This is a genomic window from Haloarcula rara (genome assembly GCF_029338235.1).
Taxonomy (GTDB): domain Archaea; phylum Halobacteriota; class Halobacteria; order Halobacteriales; family Haloarculaceae; genus Haloarcula; species Haloarcula rara.
In genome coordinates this window covers 232,593-247,600 of record NZ_CP119786.1, presented here as the reverse complement: position 1 = coordinate 247,600, position 15,008 = coordinate 232,593, and the positions used below count along the sequence as shown (strand labels likewise).

14 protein-coding genes are annotated in these 15,008 nt (G+C 64.8%); 1 reads left to right on the top strand and 13 read right to left on the bottom strand.

What is annotated here, in order from left to right; genetic code table 11:
- Nucleotides 1-112: 112 nt before the first annotated feature.
- The 13 genes from P1K32_RS17645 to P1K32_RS17585 all read right to left on the bottom strand — a co-directional run bounded on the left by P1K32_RS17645 (nt 113) and on the right by P1K32_RS17585 (nt 13,227).
- Nucleotides 113-952, bottom strand: a complete 840-nt coding sequence (locus P1K32_RS17645) for a sensor histidine kinase (RefSeq protein WP_276252332.1) — start codon at nt 950-952, stop codon at nt 113-115.
- 87 nt (nt 953-1,039) lie between these two features.
- On the bottom strand, nt 1,040-1,189 hold the full coding sequence (locus P1K32_RS17640; RefSeq protein ID WP_276252331.1) for a response regulator: 150 nt from the start codon (nt 1,187-1,189) through the stop codon (nt 1,040-1,042).
- A gap of 2 nt (nt 1,190-1,191) precedes the next feature.
- Nucleotides 1,192-1,635, bottom strand: coding sequence for a response regulator (locus P1K32_RS17635; RefSeq protein WP_276252330.1), 444 nt, complete (start codon nt 1,633-1,635; stop codon nt 1,192-1,194).
- Nucleotides 1,628-6,346, bottom strand: coding sequence for a PAS domain S-box protein (locus P1K32_RS17630; protein ID WP_276252439.1), 4,719 nt, complete (start codon nt 6,344-6,346; stop codon nt 1,628-1,630). The genes P1K32_RS17635 and P1K32_RS17630 overlap by 8 nt, the downstream gene beginning before the upstream one ends.
- Complete coding sequence (locus P1K32_RS17625; protein WP_276252329.1) at nt 6,247-6,771, bottom strand: PAS domain-containing protein; 525 nt, start codon at nt 6,769-6,771, stop codon at nt 6,247-6,249. Before P1K32_RS17625 ends, P1K32_RS17630 begins: the two co-directional genes overlap by 100 nt.
- 181 nt (nt 6,772-6,952) lie before the next feature.
- Complete coding sequence (locus tag P1K32_RS17620) at nt 6,953-7,225, bottom strand: hypothetical protein (RefSeq protein WP_276252328.1); 273 nt, start codon at nt 7,223-7,225, stop codon at nt 6,953-6,955.
- 177 nt (nt 7,226-7,402) lie between these two features.
- Nucleotides 7,403-8,680: an SMP-30/gluconolactonase/LRE family protein gene (locus P1K32_RS17615; protein WP_276252327.1), complete on the bottom strand. Its 1,278-nt coding sequence runs from the start codon at nt 8,678-8,680 to the stop codon at nt 7,403-7,405.
- Nucleotides 8,673-9,044, bottom strand: coding sequence for a DUF3209 family protein (locus tag P1K32_RS17610; protein WP_276252326.1), 372 nt, complete (start codon nt 9,042-9,044; stop codon nt 8,673-8,675). Before P1K32_RS17610 ends, P1K32_RS17615 begins: the two co-directional genes overlap by 8 nt.
- Nucleotides 9,045-9,069: 25 nt before the next feature.
- Nucleotides 9,070-10,293, bottom strand: a complete 1,224-nt coding sequence (locus P1K32_RS17605; RefSeq protein ID WP_276252325.1) for a CbiX/SirB N-terminal domain-containing protein — start codon at nt 10,291-10,293, stop codon at nt 9,070-9,072.
- Nucleotides 10,290-10,949, bottom strand: coding sequence for a cobalamin biosynthesis protein (locus P1K32_RS17600; protein WP_276252324.1), 660 nt, complete (start codon nt 10,947-10,949; stop codon nt 10,290-10,292). The genes P1K32_RS17605 and P1K32_RS17600 overlap by 4 nt, the downstream gene beginning before the upstream one ends.
- Nucleotides 10,946-11,209, bottom strand: a complete 264-nt coding sequence (locus P1K32_RS17595) for a ferredoxin (RefSeq protein WP_276252323.1) — start codon at nt 11,207-11,209, stop codon at nt 10,946-10,948. Before P1K32_RS17595 ends, P1K32_RS17600 begins: the two co-directional genes overlap by 4 nt.
- 2 nt (nt 11,210-11,211) lie before the next feature.
- Nucleotides 11,212-12,294 (bottom strand): precorrin-3B C(17)-methyltransferase, encoded by a 1,083-nt coding sequence (gene cobJ, locus P1K32_RS17590; protein ID WP_276252322.1) that lies wholly within the window; start codon nt 12,292-12,294, stop codon nt 11,212-11,214.
- A 3-nt stretch (nt 12,295-12,297) separates the two neighbouring features.
- A complete protein-coding gene (locus P1K32_RS17585; protein WP_276252321.1) occupies nt 12,298-13,227 on the bottom strand; it encodes a precorrin-3B C(17)-methyltransferase in 930 nt (309 codons plus the stop codon).
- Between the two features lie 1,186 nt (nt 13,228-14,413).
- Here P1K32_RS17585 and P1K32_RS17580 point away from each other — a divergent pair.
- On the top strand, nt 14,414-14,977 hold the full coding sequence (locus P1K32_RS17580; protein ID WP_276252320.1) for a hypothetical protein: 564 nt from the start codon (nt 14,414-14,416) through the stop codon (nt 14,975-14,977).
- The last annotated feature ends 31 nt before the right edge of the window (nt 14,978-15,008 follow it).

Genomic DNA, 15,008 nt, shown 5'->3' with positions numbered 1-15,008 from the left:
CCCTCGGTGTGCTGGACCATGCGATAATATACGTCCAGCTGACATATTACTGTGTCCGATAGACGGCCTGGCGATGAACAGTTCACCACAGTGTCGGCTTTTGCCGACAGACTCAGACACGACGAAGCGTCACCGAAAAGACGCTACCGTCAAGGTTCGGCTCGCCAGCCCAATCGGAGCGGTCCCGAATCTGAACGGTGCCGTCGTACATCGCCACCAGCGTATCTACCAGATAGAGCCCGATGCCCGACCCGTGGCTCTGCTCTCCCATCGCGCCCTGCCCGAACACGGACGATTTCTGACTGTCTGGAATGCCCGGGCCATTGTCACAGACGTGGACCGCGACCCGGTCGGCGTCGGTCTCGACTTCGACCGAGACATGGGGTTCGGCCTTGTCGTTGTGTATCACGGCGTTGTTCAGGAGGTTCCGGAACACGGAGGAGAGCAGGTCAGTGGCGGTCACCTGCAGCCCCGGCAGAAGCGACTCCGGCACGGTGATCGTCGCGTCAGCGTGGGCCGAGTTGGCCTTGGCGACCTCTGTCTCGAGGACACTCGGCAGGGATATCGGGTGCAGTTCTGGCTGTTCCTCCCCGTCGAGTATCTCCATGAAATCCCCAGCGGTGTCGGCGATGGCCTCGATGTGTTCGCTGGCCCGCATGATGCGGTCCAGGTGGTCTTCGCCGGCCGGCTCGACGTGCTCCCGGAGGGCCACTCCCCACCCGAGAATCACGGTCAGGTCGTTTTTGATGTCGTGTCGGACAATCTGGTTGAGCAGCGCCAGTTCCCGGTTTCGCTGCTCCAGTTCCTCCTGCTGGCGGGCGCGCTCGATGGCGTATCTGATAGTCTGGCCGAGGAGTTTCGGGCCGAGGTCGGTCTTGATGAGGAAGTCCTGAGCACCCCGTTCGACCGCTTCGACACCGACACCGTCCTCGTCGCCCGGTGAGGACCACAACTGGCTCGGTCCCGGCCACATCGAGCATCGTCTCGAGCGTTTCGAACCCGCCACTGTCGGGGAGGTCGAGGTCCAGCAGGATGATATCTACCGTGTCGTCCGGGCCTCGGTTGCCTCGGCGAGGCGGTCGACGTGTCGAACCGTGAACGTCTGGGTCTGTTCTTTGAGGAACTCCTCGATGAGTCGCGCGTCGCTGGGATTGTCCTCCACCAATAGTATCGTGTGTTCGTCTGTCATGGTCAGTGGTCCCCGTCCGTCCCCGTGACCCAGAACCGAACTGCGCCGGCGATCCGTCGGATGAACTCGTCGGGGTCGGTCGGTTTCTTGATGTATCCGTTGGCCGATGCCTCGTAGATTCGGTGGATATCGTCGGGATTCTCCAGGCTGGAGACGACGACGACCGGCAGTGTGTCGGCGGAGTGGGCCCCACGTATCCGCTGCAGTACTTCCAGTCCGGACAGGCCCGGGAGATTCATATCCAGCAGGAGTAACTCGGGTCGGTCGCTCACAGCGCCCTCGGTGTCTGTGAGTGCCGCAAGCGCCCGCGGCCCGGTGTCGTACTGGTCCAGGTCGATATCGCTATCGGCAGCAGTGACACCCGCTTCGATGAGTCGGATGTCACCGGGGTTGTCTTCGATAGACACCACCCGCGGCGCGTCCGGACCAGTCTCCGGGTCACTCACTGCGCTCACCACCGGCCGGAAGCGTCACGGTGAACGTGGAGCCGTCTCCGGGCGAAGATTCGACCCGGATATCGCCCCCGTGTCTGTCGACGATTTTCCGACAGATAGACAGGCCGATACCCGTCCCCTCGAACTCCTCGTTCGTGTGGAGCCGCTGGAACACCTCGAAGATGGCGTCGGTCTGGTCCGGGGCCATCCCGATGCCGTTGTCACTGATGGCAACGCTGACCATCCCGTCGGTCTCCGTGATTTCGAGACCCACCTCCGGGGTCCCCGTGTTGTACTTGATACCGTTCTCGACGAGGTTCTGGAAGAGCTGTAAGAGCTGGGTCTCCGCACCCCGTACAGTGGCCGCCGTCGCCGGGACTGACACAGTCGCGTCAGTCTCGGCGATTTTCACCTCGAGCCCGTCGGTCACCCGGTCGAAAAGCGCCGCGAGGGCGACCGGTTCGAAGGCGTCGTCGCTGGTCCCGACCCGAGAGTAGGTCAGGAGCGCCTGAATCATCTCGCGCATCCGGTCGGCTCCGTCGACGGCGAACTCGATGAACTCACTGGCGTCACCGTCCAGCGCGTGGCCGTATCGCCGCTCGATGAGCGTCAGATAGCTCGATACAGTCCTGAGAGGCTCTTGCAGGTCGTGTGAGGCCGCGTACGCGAACTGTTCGAGTTCACGGTTGGACCGCTGGAGGTCTGCCTGGGTCCGGCGCAACACCGCCTCGCGTTCCGCGCGGGTCAGCGCCGTTTCGACCGTCGAGGAGAGGACTTCGAGCAGGTTTATATCCGTCTCGGAGAACGCCCGCGGCTCGAGTGACCCAGCGGTCATGATACCGTGCTCGCCCAGTGGGACAGACGCTTCCGAGCGGAGCTTCGTGTCCGGGTTCACGAGCCCGGACGCCGTCGACAGGTCGTTGTACACCCGGACTTCTCCGCTGTCGAAGGCCGCCCAGGCGAGCCCGGACCCGCGCTCGAACGTCGGCTGTTCCGTGATATACGCCGCCGACTCCTCGCTCATACACTCCGGGACCAGCTGTTCAGTCGACTCGTCGTACCACCAGACACCCGTCATCTGCATGTCGAGCACCGACTTCGCGTTCTCGACCACCAGCGAGCCGATTTCGGCTTTCGACTCCGCGGTCATCAGTTGCTGTGCCGTCTCGTTGATATCGCGGAGTTTCCGCTCGAAGGTCTCGCTGGTCAGCTCGTAGCTTATCCACTGGACGAGGAGTTCGACGAACGCCCGCTCGGTCTCGTCGAAAGCGTGGTCACGGCTCTCCCGGTCCGCGAAACAGAGCGTTCCGTAAGCTTCGCCGTCGACGGTCACGGTCCCGCCGATGTAACACCCCAGATCGGACCGCTCGTAGGCGGCGTCGTCCGCCCAGCCCTCGGCGACCGCGTCCCGGATGCCCAGCGTCACCTCCTGCTCTATGGTTTTGCGGCAGTACGTCTCCGATTCCGGTACGGAGCGACCGGCCCGGAGGTCGGGGTGGTCCCCGACCACCTGCACGATGTGCTGTGTCCCCTGCTCCATTCGGTTCAGGAACCCGTACTGGATGTCGAGCCGTTCGGTCCCCAGTTCCAGCAGCGCTCGGAGCTTATCCTCGAACGGCTGGTCGGTATCTGACGCTATTTCGGTGAGCTCCCGGAGTGATTGTTCGCTCTCCCGCAGAGATGTCTCGAGTCGTTTCTGTTCCGTGATGTCGATAAGATACCCGAGATAGTGGGTTATCTCGCCGTCGGTACGGAGTATCTTGGTGTTGTCTGTGACCCAGCGCACCTGACCGCTCCTGGTCACCATCCGGTAGGGCTCGTGGGTGAACCGGTCGACGGTCCCGTCGCTCTGGACGCCGACTTCCTCGGCGATTCGGTCGAGGTCGTCGTCGTGAATCAGGTCCGCGTAGGGGACCGCACCCGACTCCAGTTCCTCGGCGGTGTAGCCGAATGTGTCGGCGACGTTGCCGGAGACGTACTCGACCGGCCAGCCGTCGTCGTTGCGCCACTTGAACACGACGGCCGGCCCCTGGGCGAACATATCCCGCTCGGCCTCCAGGTTGAGCTTCGATTCCTTCTCCTCGGTGATATCGAGGTGGATACCGACCGCACGAGACGGGGCGCCGTCGTCGTCGCGGGCGACGATTTTCCCGACGTCCCGTATCCATTTCCAGTCACCGCTCTCCGTCTCCATCCGGTGTTCGCAGTCGTACAACGCCTTCTCCCCGGCGATATGTGCCCCGAGTTCGTCCTCGACAGCAGCCACATCGGCCGGATGGACACGGTCTTCCCAGGTGTCGAGTGTCGGTTCGATATCCGGCAGTGAGAGGCCGAGCATCGACGCCCACTGCTGGTTGAACGTGACCTCGTCAGTCTCCATGTCCCAGTCCCAGACGCCGAGGTTTGCCCCTTCCACGGCCAGGTCGAGTCGCTCCTTGACCGTCCGGAGTTCCGCTTCGCGTCGCTTCCGCTCAGTGATATCCCGGTCGACGGCGATGAACCGTTCCGCACCGTCGACCTCGGTCTTGTTGACCCACACCTCCACCGGGAACGTCTCACCGTTCTGTCGGCGGTGTTCGCTCTCGACTTTCAGGATGTCATCGCGGTCCATCTCCGACCAGACAGCGCGGAGTTCGGACGGTTCGATACCGACCTCGATATCGGCGACCGACATCGAACACAGCCGCTCACGGTCGTACCCGAGCGATTCGACGACCGTGTCGTTCACGTCCAGGATAGCCCCCTCGGCGTCGTGGACGATGATACCGTCGGGGGACTTGTCGAACAGCGCCCTGAGCTGGCTGCGCTGGCGCTGGAGCTCGCGCTCTCGCTCTTTCTGGGCCGTGATATCACGGTTCGTACATATCAACTCGCCGCTCTCGAGGACCGAGAGCCCCAGGTCCTGATGGACCGACGTGCCGTCGCGTTTCCGCCCGAGAGTCTCCCCGCGCCACTCACCAGCGTCCGCGAGCACCGGGAACACCTCCTTCTGGAGGCGCGCTATCTCGTCCCCACCGTAGACGTCTCGCCACTCCGCACCGACGAGCTCGTCGGGGTCGTAGTCGAAGATAGCCGCGTGGGCCTCGTTCATGTAGACGTACTCGTCATCGTCGAGGATGGCGATGCCGTCCATCGCCACCTCCATCGCCGCCGACTGGAGCTCGATTTCGGCGTCACGCTCCTTTCGCTCGGTGATGTCGGTCGCGATACCGACCAGTCGGCGGGCCGTCTCAGTGCCTGCGAGCAACTCGGCGCGGGCTTCGACCCACATCCAGTTGCCGTCGTCCTGCCTCACCCGATACTCTATCTGCAACGTGTCGCCGTCCTCGCGTATCTGCTGCAGGGAATCACGCACCGTCGCGCGGTCGTCCTCGTGGACGAGGTCGATGAACTCCGCGAAGGTGCTCTCCGTGGCCCCCGACGCAAGCCCGAAGAGCTGTTTCATCGAATCGGTGTAGACCACGCTTTTGGTGTCCAGATTCAGCTCCCAGACGCCCGCGTTCGTCCCAGCGAGGGCGACGGTGAGCCGCTGTGTGGTCTCCTCGAGTTCTCGCTCGCGCTCTTTTGCCGCCGTGATGTCCGTCGCGATTCCCAGCACCGCCTCGTCGCTGTTGCCGACCGGGTCGTACGGAATCTTCGTCGTCTTGAACGTCCGTGTCTCACCGGTAGCGACAGTCATCGGTTCGGCTGCGATCTCCTTTCGCTCGCCGGACTCGATGACGGCGATATCGTCCGCCTGGAACTGTCTGGCCTCGGCCGGCGACGAGACGAGGTCGCTGTCGGTCGCCCCCTCGATTTCCGCGACGGGCAGACCGTTGGCATCCGCCGTCGCCTGGTTCGCCAGTATGTACTCGTTGTCCCTGTTCTTGGCGAACACGAGCTGTGGCAGGAGGTCGATAATCTGTCGGAGCCGGTCGCGGTTCGCAGCGGCCCGTTCCTTGTTCTGCTGGCGGCTGAGCTCCTTGCCCACCCACTGTGCGAGCACGCGGACGAACGTCTTCTCACCCTCGGTGAACGGCTCCGACCGCTCCGTCGCCCCGGTGAACTCGAGGGCCCCGTATCGGTCGCCGTCAACGACGACGCTGGTCCCGATGTAGGACCCGTCTGTGTCACCCGGCGACCGGTCGCTCGCCTCGACAGCAGACACGGCCACCAGGTCATCGGTACCGACGAGATAGGCCGTGTCGACCCGGTCGCCCGGCTGGGCGAGGCCGTCGGGACCGTAGGCGTATTCGACCGTTGACGCGCCGTCGGCCACCGACGAGAGCACCCCGGCGTCAAGTCCCAGGTGGTCGGCCCCCAGTTCGAGCAGCGCAGCGATTTGCTCCGCGGACGGTCGGGAGTCGTCCGTCGTGATATCGTGGAAGGCCTGGAGCGCGTCCGTGCGGGCCTCGACCTGTTGGGCCCACTCGATGCGTGCACTCGCGTCTCTGACCGACAACAGTGAGGCCAGCGTCTCGCCGTCGGTGGCCTGCAGGGGCGTCCCGAGTGTCTCACCCTCGAAGGTGGTCCCATCGGCACGCTGGTACTCGACGACGTAGGTCTCGGTTCCGTCGTACCCTTGCTCGGTGAACCGCTCGGCGCCCTGACGCCTGAAATCAGACGGGTCAGTGTACAGAATCGCTATCGATTCCCCGACGACATCGGCCACATCGTATCCAAAGAGCTGGGCCGCAGCGGGATTGAAATCCGTGATGCACCGGTCGCTGTCGGCGACGACCAGCGCGTCCTCTGTGCCTTCGAAAACGGTCTCGAAGAGCGCCGTTGCCGCTGTCGGTCGAGCGCGGCGCCCCGTTCGTCGGTGATATCGTAGAAAAACGCGGTGAGTCCGTCCTCAGACGGATAGATTCGGACCCTGAACCACCGCTCGCGCTCCTCGCTGTAGCTCTCGAATCGCACCGGAGCCTGTGTCCGCATGGCCTCCCGGAGCTTCCCGCCGACGCGACCGTCCCCGACATGCGGGACGGCGTCCCAGATGGTCGTCTCGAGAAGCTCCTCGGGCCCACGTCCCAGCAACGCCCCGGCCTCGGCGTTGACGAACGTGAACTGCCACTCCGTGTCGACAGCACAGACGGCTTCGTCGACGCGGTCGAGAGCCCCGTAAACGGCGTCAGTGTCGCTCGCAGGAGCCCCGGAATCAGTACTCATCGACGCCTCTCGGAGGACACATCACGCCGACAGCGACAGCACTCTCTCGGTTCCCAGGCCCGCCTACTGGGCCGGCCCGGAGCGAAGCCAGTCCGTTCATGATACACTCACGTTCTGTCGGTATATAATATCTCTCTGGCCGCGGAACGTTTGCACAACCGTTCTCGTGGCTGGACGCCGCCTACTCATCTATCTGCCCGAATAGCCGCCTTAGTTCCGCTGGCACGTCCTCGAGTGCCGCAGTGAGAAGTTGCTGTTTGGGATGGTCCGCGTTTGCGATTATCTCGCCGAACTCCTCGGCCAGCCATTCGACAGAGTAAAACTGCGTGCTGTGTCCGCTTCCGGTGTCCAGGTAGGCGAAGGCGTCCTCAGAGAAGGTCGTGTGCGGGAGATTCGAGAGCAGCCAGGTCTCCGGGTCCGGACTGCTATCGGTGGGCGAATCGGTCTGTTGCATACGCATCGTTCTTGCCTATAAGAAGGGATGCCATAGTACTCACCACACACCCTTACAGGTAAGGGGAATTGGCCGAAGCCGAACCACGCGGCCACCCTGTTGTGATGTGCTCCGGCAAAGCGGTTGCCAGCCCCGCTGTATGTAGCCTACCGACGGGACGAGTCGCCTGTCCCGGAGTTATCGGCCGGTCCGGTGGAGCCGGTAGGCCCCCCGCTCGCGGCCCTCGTCGTGGTAGACGACCGGCTCCTCTATGGCGACGAGAGTGTCGCTGTCCACCGCTGCCGCGGTCACGACGCCCGCCGTCTCGAACGTTTCGAGGTGGCCGGTAGCGATATCGAAAACGCGGAGCGCGTGCGTGTCGCCGTCCCTGTCGCGGAAATGCTGGGCGCCCGGTACGGCCAGCAGGTCGCCGTCGGCGCCGAGCCCGCTGGCGAAGCCGACCACGTCGGCCGACCAGCGTCTGTGTCCGTCGAGCGAGACACCGACCGCAGTGTGTTCCTCGGGGTGACGGACATCGGTCTCACGGCCGTCTTCGGGGTAGGTGTTCCCAGTGACGAACACCGCGCCCGACGCCGTGGCGTGGACGTGATTCGGATAGGCGTACACGACTTCGCCGTCGATAGCGTCCGGTGTCGCAAGCGGGAGACGCCACCGTTCCGCGCCGTCTGGCCCGAGACGGTAGCCGTGGTAGTCGCCGTGGCTCGTGAGGATCGCCCCGTCCTCGAGGAGGGCCACGTCGCCGACGCGACGCTGGCCGTCGGTCCCCGGATCCCACATCCACCGCGGCGTCCCGTCGATAGCGTCGAGCACGACGAGACCGTGCTGGTGGTCCCCGGGACACCGGTTGTAGGCGACGGCGAGGCGGTCCTCCCGGACCGACAGCGAAATCGGTGACGCGTCCGTGTGGTAGGTCCACTCGACCGTTCCGTCGGCCCCGAACGCGTAGACGACGCTCTCGAAGTGGCGTTCGGTCGCCTGGTCGGGCCGGCGCTCGTACCGCCTGGCGGCCGCGTAACACCGGTCGCCGTCGGTGACCAGCCCCGCGACGAACGGCTTGCAAAAGCGGGTGTCGGACTGGGGGTCGCCCACGTCACTGCAGGTGTCGTACCGCCACCGGAGGGTGCCGTCGCGGTCGTGACAGCGAACCGCGCCGCGGGCGCTGCGCTCGCCGACGACCACGCCTCCGACGGCCCGAGACGCGGAGCGGCGACCGCCGCCGGAGTGGACGCCACCGAAGGGCGTCGCGGCGACGACGCTGGGCTCGCCCGACGTCGCCTGCCGCCACCGGTTCGTCGGCGGTCCGTTCCCGCCCACATCGAAGCCCAGCAGGGTGCCCTCGTGTGTCCCGACGACGGCCAGCCCGTCGGAAAGCGTGACGGCCGAGCGGCGACCCTGCTGTCGGGAACGAGCCGGGGGAATCTCGCCCAGCGGTGCCGCCGACGCCTGCTCACTCATCGACTGGGAACGCCTCGTGGAGCACGTCGTGGGCCTCGCCCAGACCGTCGAGAACGCTCTCGCCCTGGGCGGTGATGCGGCTCACGGCGCGTTCGGCGTCCCTGACGGCGACGAGCCGGCCACGCATGTAGTCGTACTCCGCGCTGTCGCTGTCCGTGCGGGCGATCCCCTCTTCGAGGTCGACGAGGGCGGCGTCGAGGTGGCGCTCGATGGCGGCGAGCGTCTCCGCGTTCGCGAGCGCCTCGATGGGGCCGGTCATGTGCCCCTCCAGCTCCTGTTCGGCGTGCTGGCGCGCGTGGTCGTCTTCGGTACCGAGAACGTTCATGAGGCCGAGTCGAAGGGCCTCGATTTCGTAGCAGCTCATAGGTATCGTATTGTTGTGGTGTTACTTACAGCGTCTGGTCGACCAGTTCGCTCACGATGCGGTCCCGGTCCAGATGGTCGGCGACGAGTCGGTCGGCGTCGTCCTCGCCGACGTCGCCGTACCAGACCCCGTCGGGGTAGACCGCGACCATCGGCCCCTCGCCACAGCGACCCAGACAGGACGACCGGGTGATACGAGCGTCGCAGTGGTCGCTGTCGCGGGCGGCCTGGCGCAGCCGTTCGAGCACGGCGGGCGCGCCGTCGGCGGCGCAGGTCTGGTTCGTACAGACGGCGACGTGTTTCTCGGGCGCGTCGTGGACGTGTGGGTCGTCGTCGACGTCCTCGCGGTCTTCGTGTTCGGCCTGGTGGGTCAGCGCCCGCAACATCGCCCGGGCGCCCCCGGTGTCGTCCTCGTAGCCGTCGAGTTCGACCTTGTACTTGCAGGTGTCACAGGACATCTCGACGCTCCCCGTACGGGCCTCCTGCCAGCGGTCGCCCAGCACGTCCAGCAGCCTGTGGTCTGTCCCCAGCGGTTCACCGAAGCCGGCATCGACGTAGGGGTACTCCTCGTCGAACTCGCGGGCACCGTCCTTGATACGGCCCGTCAGCACGCCGTCACCGAGCATGTACGGCAGGACGACGACGGCGTCGGGACGTGTCTTGGCCACGTCGTGAAGGGTCTCATCGAGGAGTGGCTCGGTGACGCCGATGAATGAGGCCTCGACGCGGCCGAAGTCCCGTCCCTCGTACAGCAGCCGCGCGAGCTTGTGGACGTCGGCGTTGGCGTCGGGATCCGAGGAGCCACGCGCACAGACGACGACGGCGACGTCGTCGGCCTCTCGGTCCACGCCGAGTTCGGCCTCGACGGCCGCTGCTCGGTCGTCCAGCAGGTCCAGAATGGCCGGGTGGACGCCCAGATGCGCGCCGTTGTTGATGGTCAGCTCCGGATGGCGCTCGCGGGCCTGCGTGACAGCCAGGGGCACGTCGTTCTTGACGTGGCTGGCCGCAAACAGCGAGAGGTGGACGACCGTCACCTGCGAGACAGTGGCTGCGAGCCCGGCGATGGCGTCGTCGATGGCCGGCTCGGCCAGCTCGAGGAAGGCGGCGTCGACCGGGATACCGAGCCGCCCTTCGAGTTCGGCGGCCAGTTCGCGGACCTGCTCGTTTGATTTTTCGCGGCGGGAGCCGTGCCCCGCAAGCAGGATAGCCTCGTCATCGAGGCCCTCGGGAGCGGTGGTCGCTTCGCTCATCGGACTCGTTCGATGCTCTTGCGGAGCTTGCGCCGACGGCTCGGGGCGAAGAGCCCGCTCGATTCGCTCCCCTCGTAGAGCCACTCGCCGACGGCGGGGACGGCGTCGTCGTCGACACCGAACCAGTACCCCGAGGAGGCGTCGCTGCAGTCGTCGTAGGGAGCCGCGACCGGGATATCCTCGAGCAGCGACTGTATCGTCCGGAGGAGGCCCCGGCTCTCGTGAACGAAGGAGAGGCCGACGGCGTCGTCGTCTGACTTGAAACAGACCGTCCCACAGCCCTCCACGAGCCCGCGGAGCAGCTGCCGGTCGTAGTCGGCCAGCGGGTCCAGCCGGTAGCCGCCGGACTCTCCCTCGAAGGGCAGTCCCAGCGCCCCGCTGGCCCGTTCGGCCAGGGGCCCGACGACCTGGACCGTGTACTCCTCCTCCCGGCGGGTAATCGAGGTGTCGTGGGCGTACTGGCGCTCGACGATACGCTGGTCCGTGCGCTCGGCGCCGGCGACGCTCGCGAGCCGGCGAGCGGCGGTCTCGTCGGTCGTCCGGACGGTGACACAGTTCTGTCCGCACGCGCCGTCGCCGGCGACCCGGCCCCAGAAGTACGCCGTCTCGGGGTGGGCCGCCAGCATGTCGGCTGGCGGGCCGGTCTCGATGCTCATCGACCGGCCTCCGTCGGTTCGAGCGTCTGGGGCGGCGCGTCGGTCTCGGCGTCCTCGACGGTGATGGCGTCCAGCGGGCAGGCGTCGGCCGCCTGCTCGGCGTCGCCCCGGTGGTCGTCGTCGAACGTCGCCGCGATAGCGTGCTCGTCGTCCACCTCGATGGCGGCCAGTCCGTCGGCGTCTTCCACGAAGCGGTCGTCCCGCACCAGACAGGCGAAGACGCCGTCGCAGGCATCGCGGTCGATAGTTACTGTATACATTGTCAGTAATCGTATTTCGTCTCGTACCCACGTGGCGTGACCATCCGGTCGTCCCAGACGTAGGTGTCCTCGTTGCCGACCAGCAAGGTGGTCGTCATGTCCACGAGGTCTGTCTCGCCCAGTTCCGGGAGCTCCTGTAGCTCGACGATTTCGACCTGTTCGTCCTCGCGGCCGGCGGCGTGGACGACGCCGACGGGCGTCTCGGGGTCGCGGTGTTCGAGCAGTATCTCACAGCACTTCTCGTAGTTCTCGCGGCGCTTGCGGCTCCACGGGTTGTAGATGGAGATGGTAAAGCCCTCCTTGGCGGCGGCGTGGAGCCGTGACTCGATGGTCGGCATATCGGTGAGGTGGTCCGACAGCGAGATCGAGACGGTGTCGTTGACAAGCGGCGCGCCGACGCGTGCGGCACAGGACTGGGCGGCCGGGACGCCCGGCACCACGTCGAAGTCGAGCATCGACGCCGTCGCGCCCTTCGATTCGATTATTTCGAGGGCGAGCCCGGCCAGCGCGTAGACGTTCGGGTCGCCGCTGCCGATGATGGCGACGTCGTTGCCGGCAAGCGCCCGGTCGATGGCCTCCTCCGTGCGGGAGACCTCGCCACACATCGGCGTGTTGTAGATGTCCTCGGCCCCCTCGACGACCTCGTCGGGGAGCAGTTCAACGTAGGTTGTATAGCCGACGATGTGTTCGGCTTCCAGCAGCGCCGACCGTGCCCTGGCGGTCATCCCCTCCGGCTGGCCGGGGCCGAGGCCGACGGCGACGAGCCGACCGGGGTCGGCTTCGAAATCGTCGACGGTCGCGCCGACCTCTTCCTCGTCGGAGCTGTTGGCTCCGCAGGAACTGCTGCTGGAACCGGATGAACTCGAAGACGCTCCACATTTCGAGGAGCTTTCGGTGCTCGTCTCCGTCGAGTTCCCTGCCGTCTCGCTCGCGCCGCACTTCGGGGACGCGTCGGTGCTCGCCTCTGTGTCTGTTTCCGTCGTCGATGCCTGACTCGCGGCTTCGCCGCTCGTCTCGCCCGAGGCGCTTCGCGCCTCGCTTGCTCCACACTTCGATTCAGTCGATTCGGTGTTGTCGGTGCTCATAGTTCAGAAGTCCTCCACGTCACGCCCGCCACGCGGGGTGACCAGATAGTCGCGGTAGTCGTTGCCCCAGACCTCGGTCTCGTGTGTGCCGACGACGATGGACGACCCCATCCCGCCGACCTCCTCGGTGTGCTTGGGCAGTTCGCCGAGCGTCGTGATGGTCTCCGTTTCGTCGTCGAGATTCCGTCCGGCTGCGCCGCGGCCGGCGTCGTTAACGATCGCGGCGGGCGCATCGTCGGCCCGCTCCTCTCGGAGCACCTCGACGGCCTGCTCGTAATCCCGCCAGCAATTGTACAGCACGACGACGAACCCGGAGATAGCCGCCGCGCGGAGCTTCTCCTCGATCTCGTCCCAGCCGCGCCACTTGTCCGACAGGGAGATGGTACAGAAGTCGTTCGACAGCGGCGCGCCGAGATTCGCGGCTCCGGAGAGGGCGGCCGTCACGCCGGGGACGATTTCGATGGGCACGTCGTCGGCGTCGTCGGCCTCGGCCATCGTGAACATCAGGTCGGATTTCCCGTAGACGTTCGGATCGCCCCCGGAGACGTGGGCCACGTCCTCGCCGGCCCGGACCCGCTCGAAGGCTTCACGGGCGAGTTCGACCTGCTTGCCCATCGACGAGCGAATCAGAGTCTGGTGGGAGCCGTCGGGACGCTCCAGGACGGTGCCCGCCTCGTCGGCCACCTCGCCGTCGTCCGAGCGGTCCTCCAGCGCCGACGACGCCGGCGGCAGCGTCCCGTCTTTTCGGAGGAACTCCTGATAGAGGTTCGACGCGATGACCGTGTCGGCGGTCCTGATAACGTCACTCGCCCGCTGGGTCATGTGGTGGGGGAGTCCGGGACCGATGCCGACGACGTAGAGGGTGCCGTAGCCGTCTGGCGGAGTCGCCGTCGCGTCTACGGCCGATTCGGCGCTGCGGCGGTCGCTGCTCATCGGTCACCGCCGAGGTCGGCAGGCGGTCCAGGGGCAGTGCTATGAGACATAGCGTCTACAACGGAGCTTTCGCATAAAACAATTTTGTTTGTATTACACCAAGCTGGTTTTCTTCGTGCGTCAGGGCTGTTGGGGGGCCACTCTCGTCACAGAATCGCTTCAACGCGTAGGGCTGTCGTGAACGACTATCCTGACATCGGCACAGCGTGGCAACGGGGTGTCGAGTTTGCCTTCGAATCGGAGAGAAAGAGACGCCGTCACGAATTTATATTTCGGATATTTTGTTTCAATATATGTCCCGGAAAAGACCGGAGATACTCGTTACCATCGGGATATTTTATACGCTCTGGGCTACCGGACTTCTGAATACGACGATCTACACCGACCTACAACTGCTCGCCGGGTTTGCAGCACTGCATATATTTGTCGAAGTATCGTTACTCCCCGTGAAACGACTGGCCCGGAGCGGGGAACGGAAGACGGATTCGTGAAGTCCGATAGCAATCGTTCCGCTCAGATAGCCCGCTTCTGGAGGGGAGCCACACCTCTGTTTTCGTGACAAACAGAGTGGCGAGGAGAGTGAGACGGGCAGTATGGGGAAATCATCACGGGAGAACGGTGTCGTCGTGGTCCCGACGGGTCTTTTGCGTGGGCTTGGGAGGGCGATAGCGGCGTCTACAGTCAGTGCAGGCGCCCTGACTCGGGGCCACCCGGAAATCGAGACCACGAGGCAAAGATTCGAACGAACCCTCCAGAGGTGCTTAGCGCCTGTTTTCAGCGGAACCCCCGTCTCCCCCTTGCAACCCGTGTAACGTTGCACGGCGATCAGCAGTTCCCGTTCCGGAAACCGGGCTGTCGCCGCACGACCGAGCCGGAACACGACGGTAACTGGATGGCATCGATAGCTGACCGGGAATCAGTGCTGAGTGTGTTCGTTGACCGAGAACACGCTCTAGTTGTACCGAAATCCGGTCCGTGGTGACAATTTCGTCCCACCGTCGCGGAGCTACTATCGCGGACATCGCTCTTCAATATGTCTTTGAAGCACTCTCTGGCGTAGCATAAAACCGTTCAAACGGAGATAGACTTCCTTTCGAATAGGAATTTACAATACTAATAAAATCTATACCGGAACCAAGCGCGTCCCACCTGGGCACGTGCGAACGAGCAAACTGAAGTGAGAGACATGAACCGACGCAAGTTCATCATCGGAACCGGAGCGTTCACCGCCGCCGGTACGGCAGCTATCGGGACAGGCGCGTTCACCAGTGTCGAGGCGAAACGTACTCTGGACGTTTCTGTCGCTGACGACACAGATGCGTTACTCGCTCTCGTCCCGAAGGAGACCCCAAACAGTGAGGAATACGTCGAGGTAGATGAGACGACCGGAACACTCAGTCTCGATTTTACCGAGACGGAAGCAGGCGGACAGGGACTGAACCGGAACGCAGACACTGTCATCGACGACCTCTTCGAAATCCGAAACCAGGGCACCCAGGAGGTCGTTGTCGGCATTACGGACACCCCGGACGGGATGAGTTTCTACGCAGCCGAGGACGACATCGTCCCGTCAGGCGGCCTCTCACTGAACCAGGAATCGGTCGGTGGGGAGACCGGAGGCCTCCCTCGTGTGTCACCGGGTAAGGCACTCACTCGCGTTGGTGTGCGATTCCAGGGGCTGGAGAACGATCTCAGCAGCCTCGAATCGTTCGACGGCTCGGTGACGATCAACGCGTACGTCCAGGACTAGGGCTGGAGCATGAGCGGGCTCTCGGTCCACC

Bases quoted from the DNA above. Each gene is read 5' to 3' on its own strand.
- P1K32_RS17640 (WP_276252331.1), bottom strand. From the start codon at position 1,189: ATGACAGACGAACACACGATACTATTGGTGGAGGACAATCCCAGCGAC.
- P1K32_RS17625 (WP_276252329.1), bottom strand. From the start codon at position 6,771: ATGAGTACTGATTCCGGGGCTCCTGCGAGCGACACTGACGCCGTTTAC.
- P1K32_RS17620 (WP_276252328.1), bottom strand. From the start codon at position 7,225: ATGCAACAGACCGATTCGCCCACCGATAGCAGTCCGGACCCGGAGACC.
- P1K32_RS17615 (WP_276252327.1), bottom strand. From the start codon at position 8,680: ATGAGTGAGCAGGCGTCGGCGGCACCGCTGGGCGAGATTCCCCCGGCT.
- P1K32_RS17610 (WP_276252326.1), bottom strand. From the start codon at position 9,044: ATGAGCTGCTACGAAATCGAGGCCCTTCGACTCGGCCTCATGAACGTT.
- P1K32_RS17605 (WP_276252325.1), bottom strand. From the start codon at position 10,293: ATGAGCGAAGCGACCACCGCTCCCGAGGGCCTCGATGACGAGGCTATC.
- P1K32_RS17600 (WP_276252324.1), bottom strand. From the start codon at position 10,949: ATGAGCATCGAGACCGGCCCGCCAGCCGACATGCTGGCGGCCCACCCC.
- P1K32_RS17595 (WP_276252323.1), bottom strand. From the start codon at position 11,209: ATGTATACAGTAACTATCGACCGCGATGCCTGCGACGGCGTCTTCGCC.
- cobJ (WP_276252322.1), bottom strand. From the start codon at position 12,294: ATGAGCACCGACAACACCGAATCGACTGAATCGAAGTGTGGAGCAAGC.
- P1K32_RS17585 (WP_276252321.1), bottom strand. From the start codon at position 13,227: ATGAGCAGCGACCGCCGCAGCGCCGAATCGGCCGTAGACGCGACGGCG.
- P1K32_RS17580 (WP_276252320.1), top strand. From the start codon at position 14,414: ATGAACCGACGCAAGTTCATCATCGGAACCGGAGCGTTCACCGCCGCC.